The sequence below is a fragment of the Jannaschia sp. M317 genome, assembly GCF_025141175.1.
Taxonomy (GTDB): domain Bacteria; phylum Pseudomonadota; class Alphaproteobacteria; order Rhodobacterales; family Rhodobacteraceae; genus Jannaschia.
On record NZ_CP081155.1, the window covers coordinates 2,020,853 to 2,039,199 of the forward strand.

At 65.7% G+C, this 18,347-nt stretch carries 14 protein-coding genes; 11 read left to right on the forward strand and 3 right to left on the reverse strand.

Going from position 1 to position 18,347, the window contains the following annotated elements:
- Positions 1 to 115: 115 nt before the first annotated feature.
- Positions 116 to 436, reverse strand: a complete 321-nt coding sequence (locus K3551_RS10460) for a DUF1476 domain-containing protein (RefSeq protein ID WP_259913034.1) — start codon at positions 434 to 436, stop codon at positions 116 to 118.
- Between the two features lie 132 nt (positions 437 to 568).
- On the opposite strand from K3551_RS10460, the gene purC reads away from it, so the two are divergent.
- The 7 genes from purC (at position 569) to K3551_RS10495 (ending at position 7,331) form a co-directional block, all read left to right on the forward strand.
- Positions 569 to 1,330: a phosphoribosylaminoimidazolesuccinocarboxamide synthase gene (gene purC, locus K3551_RS10465; protein ID WP_259913035.1), complete on the forward strand. Its 762-nt coding sequence runs from the start codon at positions 569 to 571 to the stop codon at positions 1,328 to 1,330.
- A 63-nt stretch (positions 1,331 to 1,393) separates the two neighbouring features.
- Positions 1,394 to 1,621, forward strand: coding sequence for a phosphoribosylformylglycinamidine synthase subunit PurS (gene purS, locus K3551_RS10470; RefSeq protein WP_259913036.1), 228 nt, complete (start codon positions 1,394 to 1,396; stop codon positions 1,619 to 1,621).
- Between the two features lie 112 nt (positions 1,622 to 1,733).
- The gene (locus K3551_RS10475; protein ID WP_259913037.1) at positions 1,734 to 2,213 is read left to right on the forward strand and encodes a hypothetical protein; all 480 of its coding nucleotides are present in this window, start codon (positions 1,734 to 1,736) and stop codon (positions 2,211 to 2,213) included.
- 65 nt (positions 2,214 to 2,278) lie between these two features.
- Entirely contained in the window at positions 2,279 to 3,313 is a 1,035-nt protein-coding gene (locus tag K3551_RS10480) for a zinc-binding dehydrogenase (RefSeq protein ID WP_259913039.1), read from the forward strand.
- Positions 3,314 to 3,450: 137 nt separating this feature from the next.
- Positions 3,451 to 4,119, forward strand: a complete 669-nt coding sequence (gene purQ / locus K3551_RS10485) for a phosphoribosylformylglycinamidine synthase subunit PurQ (protein ID WP_259913041.1) — start codon at positions 3,451 to 3,453, stop codon at positions 4,117 to 4,119.
- 157 nt (positions 4,120 to 4,276) lie between these two features.
- Complete coding sequence (locus tag K3551_RS10490; RefSeq protein WP_259919558.1) at positions 4,277 to 5,986, forward strand: ATP-binding protein; 1,710 nt, start codon at positions 4,277 to 4,279, stop codon at positions 5,984 to 5,986.
- A 10-nt stretch (positions 5,987 to 5,996) separates the two neighbouring features.
- Positions 5,997 to 7,331 carry a sigma-54 dependent transcriptional regulator gene (locus K3551_RS10495; protein ID WP_259913042.1) on the forward strand — a complete coding sequence of 445 codons (1,335 nt, stop codon included), beginning with the start codon at positions 5,997 to 5,999 and terminating at the stop codon, positions 7,329 to 7,331.
- Between the two features lie 32 nt (positions 7,332 to 7,363).
- Here K3551_RS10495 and K3551_RS10500 read toward each other — a convergent pair whose 3' ends face one another.
- Entirely contained in the window at positions 7,364 to 8,050 is a 687-nt protein-coding gene (locus tag K3551_RS10500) for a hypothetical protein (protein ID WP_259913044.1), read from the reverse strand.
- A gap of 562 nt (positions 8,051 to 8,612) precedes the next feature.
- Here K3551_RS10500 and K3551_RS10505 point away from each other — a divergent pair.
- Entirely contained in the window at positions 8,613 to 11,864 is a 3,252-nt protein-coding gene (locus tag K3551_RS10505; RefSeq protein WP_259913045.1) for an Rne/Rng family ribonuclease, read from the forward strand.
- A gap of 60 nt (positions 11,865 to 11,924) precedes the next feature.
- Here the strand turns inward: K3551_RS10505 and K3551_RS10510 are convergent, their stop codons facing one another.
- Positions 11,925 to 13,217, reverse strand: a complete 1,293-nt coding sequence (locus tag K3551_RS10510) for a M48 family metalloprotease (RefSeq protein WP_259913047.1) — start codon at positions 13,215 to 13,217, stop codon at positions 11,925 to 11,927.
- 82 nt (positions 13,218 to 13,299) lie between these two features.
- On the opposite strand from K3551_RS10510, the gene K3551_RS10515 reads away from it, so the two are divergent.
- The 3 genes from K3551_RS10515 (at position 13,300) to K3551_RS10525 (ending at position 18,326) form a co-directional block, all read left to right on the forward strand.
- The gene (locus tag K3551_RS10515; protein WP_259913052.1) at positions 13,300 to 14,448 is read left to right on the forward strand and encodes a pyridoxal phosphate-dependent aminotransferase; all 1,149 of its coding nucleotides are present in this window, start codon (positions 13,300 to 13,302) and stop codon (positions 14,446 to 14,448) included.
- Positions 14,445 to 15,632, forward strand: coding sequence for an N-acetylmuramoyl-L-alanine amidase (locus K3551_RS10520; RefSeq protein ID WP_259913053.1), 1,188 nt, complete (start codon positions 14,445 to 14,447; stop codon positions 15,630 to 15,632). The genes K3551_RS10515 and K3551_RS10520 overlap by 4 nt, the downstream gene beginning before the upstream one ends.
- 159 nt (positions 15,633 to 15,791) lie before the next feature.
- A complete protein-coding gene (locus tag K3551_RS10525; protein ID WP_259919561.1) occupies positions 15,792 to 18,326 on the forward strand; it encodes a penicillin-binding protein 1A in 2,535 nt (844 codons plus the stop codon).
- Positions 18,327 to 18,347 lie beyond the last annotated feature (21 nt).

Sequence of the window (18,347 nt, forward strand, 5' to 3'; positions counted from 1 at the left end):
CCGGCACAGCCTGGCACCGCCGGTGTCTTGCAGGGCAGCGACACCGCACCCCAGGGGCGCGGCGCCAGCAACCGCACCGAAGCGGCCCTCGGCCTTCGGTGCGGTGGAAACCGTGTCAGTCGAGCTCGGTCATGACCTGCTGCTTGGCCTCGGTCTTCAGCGCGGACATCTTGGCGCGGATCGTGGCTTCGTCGGCCTTGCCCTCCAGGTCGGTTGATACCTTGCGGAACACATCCTCGTCGCCGGCCTCTTCGAAATCCGACTTCACGACGGCGACGGCATAGGCCTTCAGGTCATCGCCAGATTTGCCCAGCAGGGTCCCGGCCCATTCCCCCAGCAGGCGGTTGCGCCGTGCTTCGACCTTGAACTGAAGTTCGGCGTCATGGGCGAACTTGTTCTCGAAGCTCTTTTCGCGGTCGCTGAAGCTGTTGGACATCGGTCCCTCCTCGGGCTGGATCATTGACGGGGACAGATATGCGGGCCGATCCGCCGGGCTTCAAGCGGATTGCTTGCGGTGTCTCGACATTGGCCTTATGTGCGGCCTCAATCACAGCACCCGGGGACGATCATGGCCAGACGCAAGAAGGTCTACGAAGGCAAGGCCAAGATTCTGTACGAAGGCCCAGAGCCGGGCACCCTCGTCCAGTATTTCAAGGACGACGCCACCGCCTTCAACGCCCAGAAAAAGGACGTGATCGACGGCAAGGGCGTGCTGAACAACCGCCTGTCCGAATTCTTCATGACCGGTCTGGCCAACGTCGGCGTGCCCACCCACTTCATCAAGCGCCTGAACATGCGCGAACAGCTGATCCGCGCCTGCGAGATCGTGCCGCTGGAAGTGATCGTGCGCAACGTCGCCGCCGGATCCATGTCCAAACGTCTGGGCATCGAAGAGGGAACGCCCCTGCCGCGCCCGATCATCGAGTTCTGCTACAAGGACGACAAGCTGGGCGATCCGCTCGTCGCCGAAGAACACATCATCGCCTTCGGCTGGGCCAGCCAGCAGGACCTGGACGACATCGTGGCGCTGGCGCTGCGGGTCAACGATTTCATGTCCGGTTGCATGATGGCGGTCGGCATCAAGCTGGTCGATTTCAAGATCGAGATCGGTCGCGTCTGGGACGGCGATTTCCAACGCCTGATCCTCGCCGATGAGATCAGCCCCGATTCGTGTCGCCTGTGGGACATCGAGACCGGGCAGAAGCTGGACAAGGATGTGTTCCGCCGCGACCTGGGCTCTCTGACGGATGCCTATACCGAGGTGGCGCGCCGTCTGGGCGTGATGCCCACCAACTCCGGCCCGGTGACGCGGCCGACCCTGATCAACTGATCCGCTGCGCCCGGTGGCGGGCGCAGCCTTTGCATATTTGTGAAACAAGGAAGGACGGGCACCATGAAGGTCCAGGTGACGGTTATGCTCAAGGACGGTGTGCTCGACCCTCAGGGGGAAGCAGTGCGCCATGCGCTTGGCGCGTTGGGCTTCGACGGTGTCTCGGGCGTCCGCCAGGGCAAGCTGATCGAACTGGACGTCGCCGATGGCACGACCGAAGATCAGGTGCGCGAGATGTGCGAAAAGCTGTTGGCCAACACGGTGATCGAAAGCTATCGCATCGACATGTAACGGGGCCGGGCGGGGCGCGTTAACCTTTTATACCGTTTTTCCGCAAACTCTCGTCAAAGTTCCGCCTTTTCCCTGCGTCAGGTCTTGTTGGACCGAATTGGGGAACAGGCCAATGCGCTACGAGACATTCTACGCCCACAACGCCGACCGGGTTTTGCCGAACTGCCCCTGTGGCGCGACGCTCGCGCGCTGGGCCTTGCGTGTCTTTTTCGCAGGCTACATCGCGACTACGCTTTATTTTCATATTTCCGCGTTGCAGCCGATCGACCGGATTGGCCTGCTCATGACGCCCTTGGCGTGGCTTTACGTCGAACGGATCACCCGTCTGCCAAGGTCCACGCGCGTCACGGCGCGGGGGCTCTGGTCGGAACCTTCGGGGCAACTGATCCCGGCGCAGCGTATTGCGGGTATCGCCGTTGAACCCGGTTCGGATGATTGCGTGGGCAAGCTGCGCGTACGGCTCAGGACGCCGATGTACGGCGTGGGCCTGGGCGGTGCACATGCCTTCGGGACCGATCTGACGATCCCCTACAAACTCTGCGCAAAGGCCACGGCCAGCGCGACCAAGCCAGAGGCGGCGCGCGCGCCCTGACGGCTGTCGGGGCTTTACAACCGCCCCGCCGCCCCCGACCCTTCGGCCATCCCGGAGGAGGTCCCATGCGCGCAGCCGTTCTAAGAGAGTACAACGCCCCCCTGTCCATCGAAGATGTGCCCGATCCGTCGTGCCCGTCCGATGGTGTCGTTCTGAAGGTCATCGCCTGTGGCGTCTGCCGGTCGGACTGGCACGGCTGGGTAGGGGAACACCCGCGCGTCAAGCCGGGCCAGATCGGTGGCCACGAATACTGCGGAGAGGTCGTCGCCGCGGGCCCGGAGGCGCAGTATGCGGTGGGTGACAGGCTGGTCGCGCCATTCATTCTCAGCTGCGGGGCCTGCCCGCAATGCCGCTCGGGCGCGTCGAATACCTGCCTTGATCAACGTCTGCCAGGGTTCATCGAGCCAGGCGCCTTTGCCGAATACGTGGCCGTTCCGCGGGATTTCAATCTCGCGCGCCTGCCCGAACGCGTGTCGCCCACGGTCGCGGCGGGGCTGGGGTGTCGCGTCACGACGTCCTGGCATGCCCTGACCGGGCGGGCGGCCTTGCAGGCGGGCGAGTGGCTGGCCGTTCATGGCACCGGCGGCATCGGCCTGTCGGCGGCGCTGTTGGGTCGGGCGCTGGGCGCACAAGTCGTGGTGGTGGACGTCGTGCAGGAAAAGCTGGACCACGCCCTGAGCCTCGGAATCGACGCGGCGGTTCTGGCGGGCGAAGACACGGCCGCACAGATCCGGGAGATCACGGGCGGCGGGGCCCATGTTTCGGTCGAGGCGCTGGGCATCCCCGCCACGGTCAACGCGTCGCTTGAATGTCTGCGCCCCTTGGGGCGGCACGTGCAGGTCGGGATGCCGGTCGGCCACACCGCCCGGATGGAGATCAACATGTCCGCAGCCTACCAGGGCAACCTCGCGCTTTTCGGGACGCGGGGCATGCCGTCCTGGCGCTATCCGTCCCTGCTGTCGTTGATCACGTCCGGGCGGGTCGACATGTCTCCGATGATCGCGCGCGAAGTGGGGCTGTCGGACGTGTCCGCCGAATTGGCGGCCTTCAATGGCCCGACGCCGCCGGGGGTTGCGATCGTGACCGATTTTGCCGGCTGACGCGCGGTCTTGCTGCGGTCCTCCGAACCGGGGGGCGGGTTCGGAAGGGTCCGCGCCCCATTGGGGACGAGCGTCTGGCAACTTGCCACAAAATGTGAAAAACGCCTGCGCAACCGACCCCAAAATGTGAAAAGCCCATGAAAGCCGCCGTCCTCGTCTTCCCCGGTTCGAACTGCGACCGGGACCTTGCCGTCGCCTTCCGGGCAGCTGGTTTCCAGACCGAGATGGTCTGGCACAAGGAAACGGCCCTGCCGGAGGGCACCGACCTGGTGGGTGTGCCCGGCGGCTTCAGCTATGGCGACTACCTGCGTTGCGGTGCCATCGCCGCCCGCTCTCCTGTTGCGGCGGCGCTCAAGGCGCATGCAGATCGGGGCGGCTATGTTTTCGCGCCCTGCAACGGGTTCCAGATCCTGACCGAGGCGGGGATGCTTCCGGGGGCGCTCTTGCGCAATGCCGGGCTGAAATACATCTGCCGCACCGTCGGCTTGCGGGTAGAGGAAACCGACAGCGCCTTTACCTCTGCCTACGACAAGGGGCAGGTGATCGATATTCCGATCGCCCACCACGAAGGCAACTACAACGCCTCGCCCGAGACGCTCAAGCGTCTGAACGGGGACGGTCGCGTGGCGTTCCGGTATGTGGATACGCCCAATGGCGCGATGGATGGGATTGCCGGAATCCTGAGCGAAAACAAGCGCGTGCTTGGCATGATGCCGCACCCTGAACGGGCCGCGGAACCAGCCCACGGCAACACCGACGGGGCCGCGTTGTTCACCGGGTTGGCCCAGGCGCTGGTGGCGGCCTGAAGCGGCGCGTGGCGCGCCTCCGCCGAGCGGTGCAGCCCGGCTTGAGCGGGGCGGGGTCGCGCGATAGATCTGCCTCATGTGGTGGCGGCGAAAGTCCAGCGAGAACGGCGACGTGAGGCCCACGTCTGCGGCCGACCGGGTTTTGCCGCGTCTGCCGATGATGGCGCGCGTCATCGTCGTGGTGACGGTCATCGTCGCGACGGCTGTCGTCTATGTCGCCAACAGTTTCCTGACCGAACGTTTCGTCGAGACAACGCGCATGCGCGCCGAGCTGCGCCAACAGCTTTACTCCGGCGCTATCCTATCGGAATTGCAGCGTAATTCGGTCGTGCCCCTGCTGCTTGCGCGGGACCAGACGCTGATTTCGGCGCTGACCGCGCGGAATTTCTCGGCTTCTTCGCAGCGGTTGATTTCCTATGTGGACGAGATCGGGGCCGCGTCCATCCGGCTGCTGGACATGGACGGGCGCACCGTCGCCGCCACCGATCGCGAACAATTGGGCACGTCCTACAGCGAAACGCCCTTTTTTACCGAGGCTGTGGATACCACCGACACCGTCTTTACCCTCGCCCCCGATGCGCGGGGGGCCTACGTGGCCAGCTTTTCGCGGCAGGTGCGCGATGGGCAGCGTCCGCTGGGCGTGCTGCAGGTGCAGGTCGATCTGGCCCAGTTCGAAAGCCGCTGGCGGGGCACCACCGCGGCCGTTGCCGTGACAGACGCCGCAGGCACCGTGATCCTGTCGACCGAGCCGCGCTGGCGCGGGAAACCTCTGGATGAAGCGCTGGAAACGATGTCGGTTCCAACGGCGCTGCAGCGCGCGCTGGCCTCGACCGGGGCATTCGGGCCCGACGTCGAGGACGGCTATTTCACAGGCTCCGCCCTGATGCAGCTAGAGGCGCGGGTGCCGTTCCGTGGGTGGCGTCTGGTCAGCTTCACCAGCTATGAAAGCGTGCGCGAACGGGTCAACGGCGTCCTGGCCTTGATCATCATGGGGTTCGCGCTGTTCCTGGCTGCGGGGTTCTATATCCTGAACCAGCGATCCACCCTCAGGTCATTGTTGTTTCAACGGGAATCGGTCCAGCTACGCCGCCTGAACGACCGCCTGAGCCGCGAGATCACAGAGCGGAAGCGCGTTCAGGAAGAGTTGAAGGAAACCGAGCAGAGCCTGGCGCAAAGCTCCAAACTGGCCGCCTTGGGCGAGATGTCGGCGGCGGTCAGTCATGAGTTGAACCAGCCTCTGGCCGCGATGAAGACCTATCTGGCGGGCGCGCGTCTGCTGTTGCAACGGCGTCGTCCGGACGAGGCGCTCTCCTCGTTTCAGCGGATCGACGATCTGATCGACCGGATGGGCGCGATCACCCGGCAGTTGAAATCCTATGCCCGAAAGGGCGGCGAAGCCTTCGAAGAGGTGGACGTGCGCCAGGCGGTGGGCGCCGCCCTGACCCTGATGGAGCCGCAGTTGCGCCAGGAAAAGGTCCGCCTGAACCAATTGATGCCGGAGACGCCCGTGCCGGTCATGGCCGACCGTCTGCGGCTGGAACAGGTGATCATCAACCTCGTGCGCAACGCGCTGGATGCGATGAAAGGCACCCGCGACCCGGAGCTCGACATCCTGATCACCGCGGGCGAGGAGGTCGTGATCGCCGTGCGCGACAGCGGCACCGGGATCGAGGCGCCAGAGCAATTGTTCGAGCCGTTCTACACCACCAAGAAGCCGGGCGAAGGCGTGGGGCTTGGCCTCGCCATCTCGTCCGGGATCGTGTCGGATCTGGGTGGGCGGCTGACCGCCCGAAACGGCGACACCGGTGGCGCTGTGTTTGAAGTTCGCCTTCCGGCGTTGGATACGCGGCTCGACGCCGCCGAATAAGGATAACCCCATGGCCGAGCAAACCCGGATTGCCATCGTCGACGACGAACAGGACATGCGGCAGTCGATTTCCCAGTGGCTGGCCCTGTCCGGGTTCGCGACGGAAACCTATGCCTCGGCCGAAGAAGCGTTGAAAAAGATTACGCCCGATTTTCCGGGCGTTGTCATCAGCGACATCCGCATGCCCGGAATGGATGGCATGGCGTTCCTGAAAAAGCTGATGAGCGCCGACAGCTCTCTGCCGGTCATCATGATCACCGGCCACGGCGATGTGCCCATGGCAGTCGAGGCGATGCAGCTGGGCGCCTATGATTTCATGGAAAAACCGTTCAACCCTGACCGTCTGACCGATCTGTCCCGGCGCGCGGCGCAGGCACGCAAGCTGACGCTGGACAACCGCGCCCTGCGGCGCGAGCTGTCGGACGGCACCGTTCTGATGCGCAAACTGATCGGCACCAGCCCGGCGATGGAGCGTCTGCGCGAGGACATTCTGGACCTGGGTCAGGCCGATACCCATGTGTTGATCGACGGCGAAACCGGCACCGGCAAGACGCTGGTGGCCCATGCGTTGCACGCGGTGGGGCCGCGGGCGGGCAAGACATTCGCCCTGACGTCCTGCGCGGCCCTGGGCGAGGCGGAATTGGGCGCGAAACTGTTCGGCCCGGTGACCGAAGGCGGCTTGCCGCTGGTCGAAGAGGCGCGGGGCGGTACCCTTGTCCTGGAGGATATCGAGAGCCTGCCGCTTGCGCTTCAGGCGCGGTTGCTGACCTTCATCAACGATCAGGGCACCCCTGCCGAGACGCGGATCGTCGCGATCTGCAACGGATCAGAGCCGGAGAAGACCTGTGAGGACGCGCTGCGTTCGGACCTGTTTTTCCGGCTGGCGGCGATGAAACTGGTTCTGCCGCCCCTGCGGAACCGGGGCGAAGACGTGCTGACGCTGTTCACCCATTTCGCAGAAACCTTCGGCGACGAATACGGGGCCGCGCCCCCGCAACTGTCCGCCCAGGAAGCGGCGCAGCTGTTGCAGGCCCCCTGGCCGGGCAACGTGCGCCAGCTGATCAACCTGGCCGAACGGGCGGTGTTGCAGCAGCGGCGCGGCACCGGGTCCATCGCCTCGCTTTTGATGTCCGATACCCAGGAGCAGGGTGAGACCGCGCAGGTCACGACCGAGGGCAAGCCTCTCAAGGAGTATGTCGAGGCCTTCGAGAGAATGCTGATCGACAACACCATGCGCCGTCATCGCGGGTCGATCGCGGGCGTCATGGAAGAGCTGTCGCTGCCGCGCCGGACATTGAACGAGAAGATGGCCAAGTACGGGTTGAGCCGGTCGAACTACCTGTAGGGCAGGGAAGGGGCGTGCCGTTTCCGGTTGTTCTAGGCAATCGGAACCCCACCCCAAAAGTCGTCATAGGCACGCAGGATGTTGGGATGCCGGTTCAGGAAATCCCTTTCGGCTTCGTTCAGCTCCAAACGTGGCGCATCGTTGAACTTTTCCGTCGCATTCGCCTTTTTCGCGGCATTGACCCTGCGGGCCCAGTCCGCGGGGGCAGAAAGGCCGATGGCTTGACCGACGTCTGTCAGGTGGTCACGCGGGCTCTTGCTCATCGGTTCCAGGCCAAAGGCGACCAGGTTGACGCGATCGGACGCCTGCATTGCCTGTGCTGCGCGGATCGACTGCAGGTAGAGCGCTGCCATTTCCGCAATCGAATGCCCCGGCCAGCGATTGCACACTGACAACCAGTGGGAAGGGAAGGGACGCAGACAGTAGACAAAGGTATATGGCCCGAGAATGGCTTGCAGGGGTTCCCAATGCTGCTCGAGGCGCGGCAACTTGAAACCGACATGATGCGCCACAGAGAAGCCAGGATGCTGCTCATGCTTTTGGCCCGCGCGAATCATGTTGAGAAACAGCATGGGCCTCTGATCGTTCCAAAACGGCGGAGTTTGCGTGGCGAGCGACTGAGATACCTGTTCGAAGAAGCGGAGCGTGTTGACGAACACAGGCTGGTAAGGTTCCCCTTCGAGAGCGACCTCTGCGTGTTTATTCAATGCGTTGGTCATGAACCGGGTGCCTGACCGGGGCGGTCCGCCGACGATGACAACCTGTCGATCTGTAAGAGGGCTGTCGGGGGGCACCTGCGCTCCTGCTTCTTGGCGTCGCCAGATTTGGGACGAGGAAATCACGCGATCCGCTGGGCCAGTCAATCGTATGATGTCAATCACGGCAGAGTATTGCAGTTGCGTGACGGTCACCTTGCCGATATGCAGCAAGGACGGTTGTGCCGCCGATTGGACGGCGGTCGGAACCGGTAGGATTCTTTTCCGTGCGCATCAAGGGCCGTCAATACAGGCTCGCGCAGCGGGGGAAGTTTGCAGGGACGGGCCGTTGCCCGCTCTGGCAATGACGCTCGGCGCTACAATGCCGGGCAGTGAACGGGTTCGCAGCCCCCAAGGGTGGCGCGGGCCGGATATGGAAGCGCGATGACGCAGGATATGACAGCGACGGGTGGGACGCGGCACAGCCGCCCCGCCGACGTGGTCGCCTGCCTCGCTAAATCAAGACAGCTCTCCCGATCGCTCGGTCCCCCCGGGGCCCGAAGACGCGCGGGCTGCGGAAAGCACAATGGCGAAGAAAATGCTGATCGACGCCACCCACCCGGAAGAGACCCGGGTCGTGGTGGCAGACGGAAACAAAGTCGAGGAATTTGATTTCGAGAGCCTGAACAAGCGTCAGCTTGCAGGCAACATCTACCTGGCAAAGGTGACGCGGGTCGAGCCGTCGCTGCAGGCGGCGTTCGTGGACTATGGCGGCAACCGCCATGGGTTCCTCGCGTTTTCGGAAATTCATCCCGATTACTATCAGATCCCCAAGGCCGACCGCGATGCGTTGCTGGCCGAGGAACGCGCCTATGCCGAGGCGCAGGCCGCCGCCGACGAAGCCGCCGACGCCAAGCGCGATGCGGCCGATGCAGCCGAGGCCGCGGACACGTCCGAGGGCGACGTGCCTGCCGATGGTGAGGAAAAGCCAAAGAAAAGCCGGTCCCGTTCCCGGTCGCGCAGCCGCAAGAAAAAGGTCGAGGATACGCCGGTAGAGGCATCCGAGACCGACGCCGCCGATGCGGCAGCTGACGCTGACGCCGCCGTGTCTGCGCCCGAAACTGCGCCCGAAACCGCAGCAGAGCCTGCGCCCGAAGCGATCGCGGAGCCTGCGCCGGTCGAAGATACCCCCGCAGAGGCCCCCGCGACGGAAGACGCCCCGGCTCCTGCTGCGGCAGAGGTTCAGGCGCAGGCGGCCGAAGCCGCCGAAGTGGTGTCGGGCACCGGAGCCGAGCTGTCAGAGGCTGCGGAACAGATCTCCGCCGAGGCCGACGCCCCGGACGCCCCGTCCGAGGGGGACGATGACGGCCCGGTCACGACCATCGCCGAGGACACCGGCCTGGAAGACGAGACCGTCAGCGCGGGTGATCCCACCCCGACCGAGGAAACCGCTGTCGACTCGCCCGAGGCCGACACCCCGGTTGCCGAAATCCCTGCCGCCGCGCCCGAAACACCGGCCTCGGAGCCGATGGGCATGGAGACGATCGAAACCTCTGACGACAGCGCCGAAGACGACGTCTTGGTCGAGGAGCCAGCGGCCCCCGAAAAGCCCAGGCGCAGCCGCAGCCGGTCCCGCAAGAAGGCGGCACCGGAGAAGGACGAAACCGTCGAGACCGTGGCCGACGACGACGAAGCCGAGGACATTCGCGAAGACGTGCGTCCCGTGCGCAAGCCCCGCGCGCGCAAGTACAAGATCCAGGAGGTCGTAAAGGTTCGCCAGATCATGCTGGTCCAGGTCGTCAAGGAGGAGCGTGGCAACAAGGGCGCGGCTCTGACGACCTATCTGTCTCTGGCGGGTCGCTATTGCGTCCTGATGCCGAATACCGCGCGCGGTGGCGGCATTTCCCGCAAGATCACCAACGCGGTCGACCGCAAGAAGCTGAAAGAGATCGCCTCGGAGATCGACGTGCCGCAGGGGGCAGGGCTGATCGTACGCACGGCGGGGGCCAAGCGCACCAAGACCGAGATCAAGCGTGACTACGAGTACCTTCAGCGCCAGTGGGAGCAGGTGCGCGAGCTGACGCTCAAGTCCATCGCGCCCGCGCCGATCTACGAAGAGGGCAACCTCATCCACCGCTCGATCCGCGATCTGTATTCGCGCGACATCGACGAGGTGATCGTCGAGGGCGAGGCCGGTTATCGCCACGCCAAGGACTACATGAAACTGATCATGCCGTCCCACGCCAAGAACGTGAAGCACCACCCCGAGGGGGGACAGCCGCTGTTCGCCAAACATGGGGTGGAGCAGTATCTGGCCTCGATGTTCAATCCGACGGTTCAGTTGAAGTCGGGTGGCTATATCGTCATCGGCATCACCGAGGCGCTGGTTGCGGTCGACGTCAACTCGGGCAAGTCGACGAAGGAGGGGTCCATCGAGGACACCGCCGTCAAGACCAACCTGGAGGCCGCCGAAGAGGTGGCGCGTCAGGCCAAGCTGCGCGATCTGGCGGGTCTGATCGTCATCGACTTCATCGACATGGATGAGCGCAAGAACAACCTCGCCGTGGAGAAGCGTCTGAAAGACGCGCTCAAGAACGACCGGGCGCGCATCCAGGTCGGGCGGATTTCCGGCTTTGGCCTGTTGGAGATGAGCCGCCAGCGGCTGCGTCCCGGCATGTTGGAGGCGACGACCCAGGACTGCCCGCATTGCCATGGCACGGGTCTGATCCGGTCGGACGATTCCGTCGCGCTGTCGATCCTGCGCGCCCTGGAGGAAGAGGGGACGCGCAAGCGGTCGCGTGAGGTCCTGCTGAAGGTGCCGGTCGATATCTGCAACTATCTGATGAACGAAAAGCGGGAGCATCTGGCCACGATCGAGATGCGCTATGGCATGGCCGTGCGCGTGATCGCCGATCCGTCCATGGTCGCCCCCGATTTCCACATCGAAAAGTTCAAGACTGCGACCCGCATCGTGCCCAAGCCGCAGGTCGTGGCGATGGATACGTCCTGGACCTCGTCGGTCGAAGAGGAAGACGACGTGGTCGAGGCTGAGGCCGAGGAGGTCTCGGACGAGGCCCCGGTCGTCGAGGCACCGCAGGAGGCTGCGCCCCGCGAAGAAGCTTCGGACGGGGAAGAGCAACCCAAGAAGAAGCGTCGCCGCCGGTCGCGCCGCCGCAAGACCGGCAACGGTGAGGGCGAGGATCAGTCGCAGGACACGCCGCAACCCGATACGGCACCCGAAGGGGCCGCTGCCGCCGACGTCCCGCCCCAGGACGGGGCCCCCGCGACCACGGTCGAGGGCGATGCCCAGACCGAAGCAGTGGCCGAAGAGACCGCGCCAGTGGCCGAAAAGCCAAAGCGCAGCCGGTCCCGCAGCCGCTCGCGGTCCAAAAAGCCGGTGGAAACGGTAACCGACGAGGCTGCTGAAACCTCGGCGGAGGAGCCTGCGGTCGAGGCCAATGCGCCGGAGGCGGCCGCGCCAGAGGCGGCTGTTCAGGAAGCACCGGCACAAGAGACCCCGGCAGAGGCGCCTGCGTCCGAAGCCCCGGTCGATCCTGCGCCGGAAGCCCCGGCCGACCCCGCGCCGGAGGCTGCTGCCCCCAAGAAGCGGCGCACCCGCGTCCGTGCCAAGGCCCCCGCACCTGCGCCGGAGCCCTCGGCAGAGGTCGAAGCGGTCGCCGAGGTTGTGGAGACGGTCACCACGGATGCCCCGGTGGAAACGCCCGCGCCGCAGCAGGAGGCCGCAGCAGAGGCGACACCGGAGCCTGAGACCGCATCCGACGACACCGAGGCCGATGCAAAGCCGAAGAAACGCGGTTGGTGGTCTTTCGGCAGCTGATCCGGATTTACACGAACGACTGAACGCGCGGCCCCCCGGGGTCGCGCGTTTTGCTTTGGGCTAGCGCGTCACCGCCAACACGTCCTGCGCCCGCAACCAGCCACCGGAACCGGAGGGCAGCAGCCCACTGGCCCGTTCCGCATGGATCTTGGCGTCGTCCAGACGCCCCAGCACCGCATAGCGTTCCGCCACCGCGACCGAGGCCATGCCGTTCTGCCCGGCGCGGGCATGGGCCGTGGCCAGATCGCGCAGCAGCCGGGGGTCCGAAGGGTCGCGCGCGCGCGCGGCGGTCAGCACGCGCAATGCCTCTGGGTCGCGGCCTGCCGCCAGCAAGGCGCGGCCCAATCCGGCCTGGATCAAAGGCTGGTTCGGAGCCAGCTGGGCGGCACGGCTGTAGGCCTGCGCCGCTGGTCCGGGCTGTCGGCTTTCCAACAGGAATTGACCGCGCAGTTCGTGATAAAAGGCGTCGTTCGGGCGCGCGGCAATCAGCGCATCTATCCCGGCCAACGCGCGGCGCGCGTCGGGTTTGCGGTGATGGGCGATGGCGCGACGCAGGGCCGCGATCTCTCCGGTTTCGGCCCGCACGCGCCGCAAGGTCCAGGACGGCGCGCGGGTAAAGGCCGACAGCTTTCCCGACGCCCGCGCGAACCAATAGTCGACGGACCGGCGATCGCGGGCGCGGGGCTCGACCGATTGGCCAAAGGCCTCGACCGCGCGGATCCGGTCACGGGTCAGCGGATGGGTGCGGGCGTAGGGGTCCTGGCGCCCGGCAGACAGAAATTCCTGCCCCTCGAACAGCTTCAGCACGCGCGCCGCGGCCTGTGGGTCAGTGCCGGCAGCGGCCATGTAGCGCAACGAGGATTGATCGGCGCTCGCCTCTTCGGACCGGGTATGGGCAAAGAGCGCACGCTGCGCCGCCGAGGACGTCCCGGCAGCAATGCCCAAACCTGCCTTTGGCCCACCCGCGGCTGCTGCGGCGGCTGCAAGGATCAGGCCCAGCTTGGCTGCGGTCGCGGCACCGCGTGCGGCCTGGGGGCGGCGGGTCAGGTGCCCGTTTGCGATATGCGCCGCCTCATGGGCGATCACCGCTTGCAGTTCGTCCGAGGACGCGACGCGCAAGATCAGGCCCGAGTGGATGAAGATCGCCCGCGAATTGCCGACGAAGGCATTCATGCGGTCATCGTCGATCACATAGATGCGGATCGACCCCGGCAGGCCCGCCGCCTGCAGGATCGGTTGGGCAACCTGGCGCAGGGCGTATTCGATCTCTGCGTCGCGGATCAGGCCCTGCGCCTTGGCGGGACCGAGCGCGAGCGCAAAGGTGGTAAGCAGCGCGGCAAGGATACGGATCATGGGTCTCTCCGGGGTCGGGGCCGTTGACCCGGCCCCTCCGACCGGTCCATCTGTCGCCCGAGGTCGGAGTATGGAGCAGGCGATGACAAGCGCAAGGCAGGTATCGGCGCGCAGCCAGGTTGATCCCTTCATCGTGATGGACGTGATGGAACGTGCCCGCGCCGCAGAGGCGGCGGGCCGCTCGATTATCCATATGGAGGTCGGCCAGCCGGGCACCCCGGCGCCGGTCGCCGCCCGTGCCGCCCTGGCCCGCGCGATGGAAGGCGACGCCCTGGGCTACACCGTCGCCCTGGGCCTGCCGGAGCTGCGGGCGCGGATCGCGCGGCTGTACCGCGATTGGTATGGCATCGACCTGGATCCGAACCGGGTGGTCGTGACGGCGGGATCGTCGGCGGCGTTCCTGCTGGCGTTCACGGCGCTGTTCGATGCGGGCGACCGGGTCGGGCTGGGCCTGCCGGGGTATCCGTCCTACCGGCAGATCCTCAAGGCGCTGAGCCTTGAAGCCGTGGGCATCCAGACCCGTGCCGAGGATCGATTCCAACCCGTCGCGGGCGACCTGCCGGACCTTGCGGGCCTGATCGTCGCCTCGCCGTCGAACCCCACCGGCACCATGCTGGACCGCGCCGCCATGGCCCGCCTGATCGAGGCCTGCCACGCGCAGGGCACGGCCTTTGTCAGCGATGAGATCTATCACGGCGTCCAATACGAGGGCCGGGCCGTCAGCGCGCTGGAGGTGTCCGACGACGTCTATGTCATCAACTCCTTCTCCAAGTATTTCTCGATGACCGGCTGGCGGATCGGCTGGATGGTCGTGCCCGAGGCGCATGTCCGCACGATCGAGCGGCTGGCCCAGAACATGTTCATCTGCGCCCCCCATGCCAGCCAGATTGCCGCCCTGGGCGCGCTGGATGCCGAGGCGGAGCTTCAGGCCAATCTGGCGGTCTATGCCGAAAACCGTCGTCTGATGCTGGACGGGCTACCGCGCGCAGGTTTTACCCGGATCGCACCGCCGGACGGAGCGTTCTATATCTATGCGGACGTGTCCGAAATGACGTCGGATTCGCTGAGCTTCGCGTCCGAAATCCTTGATAAGGCGGGGGTTGCCGTGACGCCGGGGCTGGACTTCGATGCCGGACGCGGGGCCGGGACCCTGCGGTTCAGTTATGCCCGTGGCACTGCCGATATCGCCGAGGGGCTGGATCGGCTGACTCGGTTCATGGCGGCGCGATGATCCGGGCGCTGTGTCTGCTGTTGCTGTTGCTGTTGTCCGCGCCCGCGCTGTCGCAGGATTTTCGCGCCCTTGCCGTGCCCGACCCCGCCGCCACCCGACTGGAGGAAACCCGGCGCGGGCTGTCTGTGGAGTTGGCGCTCAGCCAGCCGGTGCCCTGGCGTGTGTTCGTGCAGGATGACCCTTGGCGATTGGTTCTCGATACTTCGGAGGTGGACTGGTCCCGCCTGGATCCCAGCCTGGTCGATGCCGAGCGGGTGACAGGTCTGCGAACCGGGCGCGTGGCCCCCGGTTGGTCGCGGCTGGTGGTGGATCTGGCCGGGCCGATGCAGATCAGCCGCGCCTGGATGGACACGGACACAGCCACGCGCATCCGCATAGAGGTCGTCGACGGGGCGGGTCCGGGCGGCCCGCTGATGGCCCAGGATTGGGACGCGGTCACACCCCTTTCGGTCGCGCCGGAGCGGCGACGCCAGACCGGCGACCGCCCGCTGGTCATCGCGCTCGACCCCGGTCACGGCGGTGTCGATCCGGGGGCAGAGCGGGGCGGCCTGACCGAAGCGAACCTGATGCTTGGGTTCGCGCGCGAATTGGCCGAGGTGCTGCGCCGCGCGGGACATGGGGTCATTCTGACGCGAGACAGCGACTCCTTTCTTGCGCTGCGCGGTCGGGCCTCGGTCGCGCGCGCCGCCGGTGCGGACCTGATGATCTCGCTGCATGCGGATGCGGTCGAGGGCGGCGGCGCATCAGGGGCAACGGTCTATACCCTGTCGGATGCCGCCTCGGACGCGATGTCGGCTGAACTGGCGGCGCGTCTGGCGCGCGATGACCTGCTTTTGGGGCTGGAGCTGGAGGATAGCGGCGACGAGGTGGCGCGTGTGCTGATCGACCTTGCCCGCGCCGAAACCGCCCCGCGTTCCGATGCGCTTGCCGATGCGCTGGTGACGCGGGTACGTGCCGCCGGGCTGCGCCTGCACAAACGGCCCCGGCTGGAGGCGGCGTTTACGGTTCTCAAGGCACCGGACATCCCGTCCGTCCTTTTGGAGCTGGGATTTCTGTCCAGCGAGGCGGACCTGCGCAACCTGACGTCCCCGGACTGGCGCGCGCGCATGGCACAGGCCATCGCCGACGCCATCGAGGTCTGGGCCATTGATGATGCCGCTGCCGCCCTGCGCCTGCGGCAATGACACCACACACGACCCCGCGAGAACCCGCTCAGGCGCTTTGACGCCGGGGGGACGGGTCCTTATATCTTCGGTAACCCTTTTGCGGGCAGGATATCCGTTATGAATGTGAAATCACTGGGCAAGCTGGCCGGTCATGGCCTTTGGTCGGGCGGGCAGGGCATTGTGATGTTCGTGCTGTCGACCGTCGGCGGCCTGTTTTCGGCCATCACGCTGGGCGTCATCGCAGGCGCGCTGACGGTCGGCGCGATCTTGTGGATGTATGGTCGCGACCTGCCGAACCACGAACAGCTGGCGCAATACACTCCGCCCACGATCAGCCGGATCTATTCCAGCGAGGGGCGGTTGATGGACGAATTCGCCCGCGAACGGCGTCTTTTCACCCCGGCGGAGGATATTCCCGATCTGGTCAAACAGGCGTTCATCTCGGCCGAGGACAAGAATTTCTACCTGCACGCCGGGTATGACCCCGTGGGCATGGTCGCCGCCGCCGTCGATGCGGCGCGGGGCGGGCGGCTGCGCGGGGCGTCGACGATCACGCAGCAGGTGATGAAGAACTTCCTGCTGTCGTCCGACCGCAGCGCGGAGCGGAAGGTAAAGGAAATCATCCTCGCCTCCCGCATCGAAGAGACGCTGGATAAAGAAGGCATCCTGGAGCTTTATCTCAACGAGATCTTTCTGGGCCAGAATTCCTACGGTGTGTCCGCCGCCGCCCAGACCTATTTCAACAAACCACTATCGCTGCTGACCCTGGAAGAGGCCGCTTATCTGGCTATCCTGCCCAAGGCGCCGTCGGATTATCACCCGGTGCGTCAGGCCGAACGCGCCATTGATCGGCGCAATTTCGTTCTGCGCGAGATGTTCGAGAATGGCTATATCACCCGCGCCGAAATGCAATCGGCCCAGGCGAAGCCGCTGTTGACGGTGCAGTCCGGTCACTACCCGCCGTTCCGCGCCGCGCTGCCGCCGCGGGACTATTTCACAGATGAAATCCGCCGCCAGCTCAGCCGCGATTTTGGCGAGGAGGAGTTCTTTACCCAAGGGTTCACCGTCCGTGCCACGGTCGACAAGGAAATGCAGGAAATCGCGGCCAAGGCTCTCCAGGACGCTCTGGAAAGCTATGATCGGTCACAGGGCATCTGGCGTGGGACGGGCAAGACCGTCCCGGTGGAAACGCTGGGCGACGAGGCGGCGTGGCGGGCGGCCCTGGCCGACGTGGAGGTCAGCCGCGACGTGGAACTCGACAGCCGCTGGCACCCTGCCGTCGTGCTTGAGGTGGCTGATCAAAGCCTGACGCTGGGCGCAGAGGACGTGGACGGTGCGGTGTCAGTGCCCCGCGCGGACATCTCTTGGATGCGCGGCGACTTCTTTGACAATTTCGAGCCGGGGCAGGTGGTTCACGTGCGCCGCATGACCGAGGATTCGAGCGGCGAGCTGATCCGCTGGTCCCTGCGTCAGGTGCCCGAGGTGCAGGGCGGCTTCATGGCGATGGACGTCAACACCGGGCGCGTCATCGCGATGCAGGGCGGCTTCTCGTACCAGGATTCGGTGTTCAACCGCGCGACCCAGGCGACGCGGCAGCCCGGATCGTCCTTCAAGCCATTCGTCTATGCCGCCGCCCTCGACAGCGGCTATCAACCCAACACCATCGTCGTCGATGCCCCCATCGAGATCGTCTCTGGCGGGGAAATCTGGCGACCGACCAACGCCTCGAACCGGTTCTACGGCCCGTCGCCCCTGCGCACCGGGATCGAGCGGTCGCGCAACCTGATGACCGTGCGTCTGGCGCAAGATGTCGGCATGGATGTCGTCGGGCGCTATGCCGAACGTTTCGGCGTCTATGACGACATGCCGGAACTGCTGGCAAACTCGCTCGGCTCGCAGGAAACGACGCTCTACAAGATGGTGTCTGCCTACGCCATGTTCGCCAATGGCGGCGAGCGGGTCGAGCCGACCTTGGTCGACCGTATCCAGGACCGGTATGGACGCACTGTCTATCGTCACGATCAGCGGGAATGCCGCGATTGCGAGCAGTTCGCCGCCCTGTCCGAAGGCTTTGGTCCCCGGATCGTGTCCAACCGCGAACAGGTCATGGATCCGATCACGGCCTATCAGCTGACCTCGATGATGAAGGGGGTTGTCGATCGCGGCACCGCCTCGCGCACGATCAATCTGCCGGTTCCGATCGCGGGCAAGACCGGCACGACGAACGACGCCAAGGATGTGTGGTTCGTGGGGTTCTCTTCCTCGATCGCGGCAGGCTGCTACATTGGTCATGACCGGCCCCGGTCGCTGGGGCGCGGCGCGTCGGGCGGCGGCATGTGCGGACCGGTGTTCAACACCTTCATGCGCGAGGCGATCAAGAAATATGGCGGCGGACCGTTCGAGGTGCCGCCGGGCGGCTACTTCGTCAAGATCGACCGCTACACCGGTGCCCGCCTGCCAGACAACGCATCGGGAGAGCACGTCGTGGCCGAGTATTTCCGCGATGGCGCGGATCCGTTCCTGGGCATCGGCGGCGGTGCCATCATCGACGGCGGCTTTGCCATGGCAGGCGATCTGCCGCTGTTCGGGCGGGGCGAGACCGACGATGGCGAGAGCAGTGCCGCGCGCGAGGTACAGACCTCTACGGGACGCAAGGTTGTCGTGCCGAAACGCGCGACCTTTGGTGCGCTGTCGTCAGGCGGTCTTTACTGACACGGGCGGGCAGGGCGCGGT

Excerpts from the sequence above, each read along its gene's own strand:
- K3551_RS10515 (WP_259913052.1), top strand. The coding sequence starts at position 13,300 with ATGACAAGCGCAAGGCAGGTATCGGCGCGCAGCCAGGTTGATCCCTTC.
- K3551_RS10500 (WP_259913044.1), bottom strand. The coding sequence starts at position 8,050 with ATGACCAACGCATTGAATAAACACGCAGAGGTCGCTCTCGAAGGGGAA.
- K3551_RS10460 (WP_259913034.1), bottom strand. The coding sequence starts at position 436 with ATGTCCAACAGCTTCAGCGACCGCGAAAAGAGCTTCGAGAACAAGTTC.
- K3551_RS10475 (WP_259913037.1), top strand. The coding sequence starts at position 1,734 with ATGCGCTACGAGACATTCTACGCCCACAACGCCGACCGGGTTTTGCCG.
- purQ (WP_259913041.1), top strand. The coding sequence starts at position 3,451 with ATGAAAGCCGCCGTCCTCGTCTTCCCCGGTTCGAACTGCGACCGGGAC.
- K3551_RS10495 (WP_259913042.1), top strand. The coding sequence starts at position 5,997 with ATGGCCGAGCAAACCCGGATTGCCATCGTCGACGACGAACAGGACATG.
- K3551_RS10510 (WP_259913047.1), bottom strand. The coding sequence starts at position 13,217 with ATGATCCGTATCCTTGCCGCGCTGCTTACCACCTTTGCGCTCGCGCTC.
- K3551_RS10505 (WP_259913045.1), top strand. The coding sequence starts at position 8,613 with ATGGCGAAGAAAATGCTGATCGACGCCACCCACCCGGAAGAGACCCGG.
- K3551_RS10520 (WP_259913053.1), top strand. The coding sequence starts at position 14,445 with ATGATCCGGGCGCTGTGTCTGCTGTTGCTGTTGCTGTTGTCCGCGCCC.
- purS (WP_259913036.1), top strand. The coding sequence starts at position 1,394 with ATGAAGGTCCAGGTGACGGTTATGCTCAAGGACGGTGTGCTCGACCCT.
- K3551_RS10490 (WP_259919558.1), top strand. The coding sequence starts at position 4,277 with ATGATGGCGCGCGTCATCGTCGTGGTGACGGTCATCGTCGCGACGGCT.
- purC (WP_259913035.1), top strand. The coding sequence starts at position 569 with ATGGCCAGACGCAAGAAGGTCTACGAAGGCAAGGCCAAGATTCTGTAC.
- K3551_RS10480 (WP_259913039.1), top strand. The coding sequence starts at position 2,279 with ATGCGCGCAGCCGTTCTAAGAGAGTACAACGCCCCCCTGTCCATCGAA.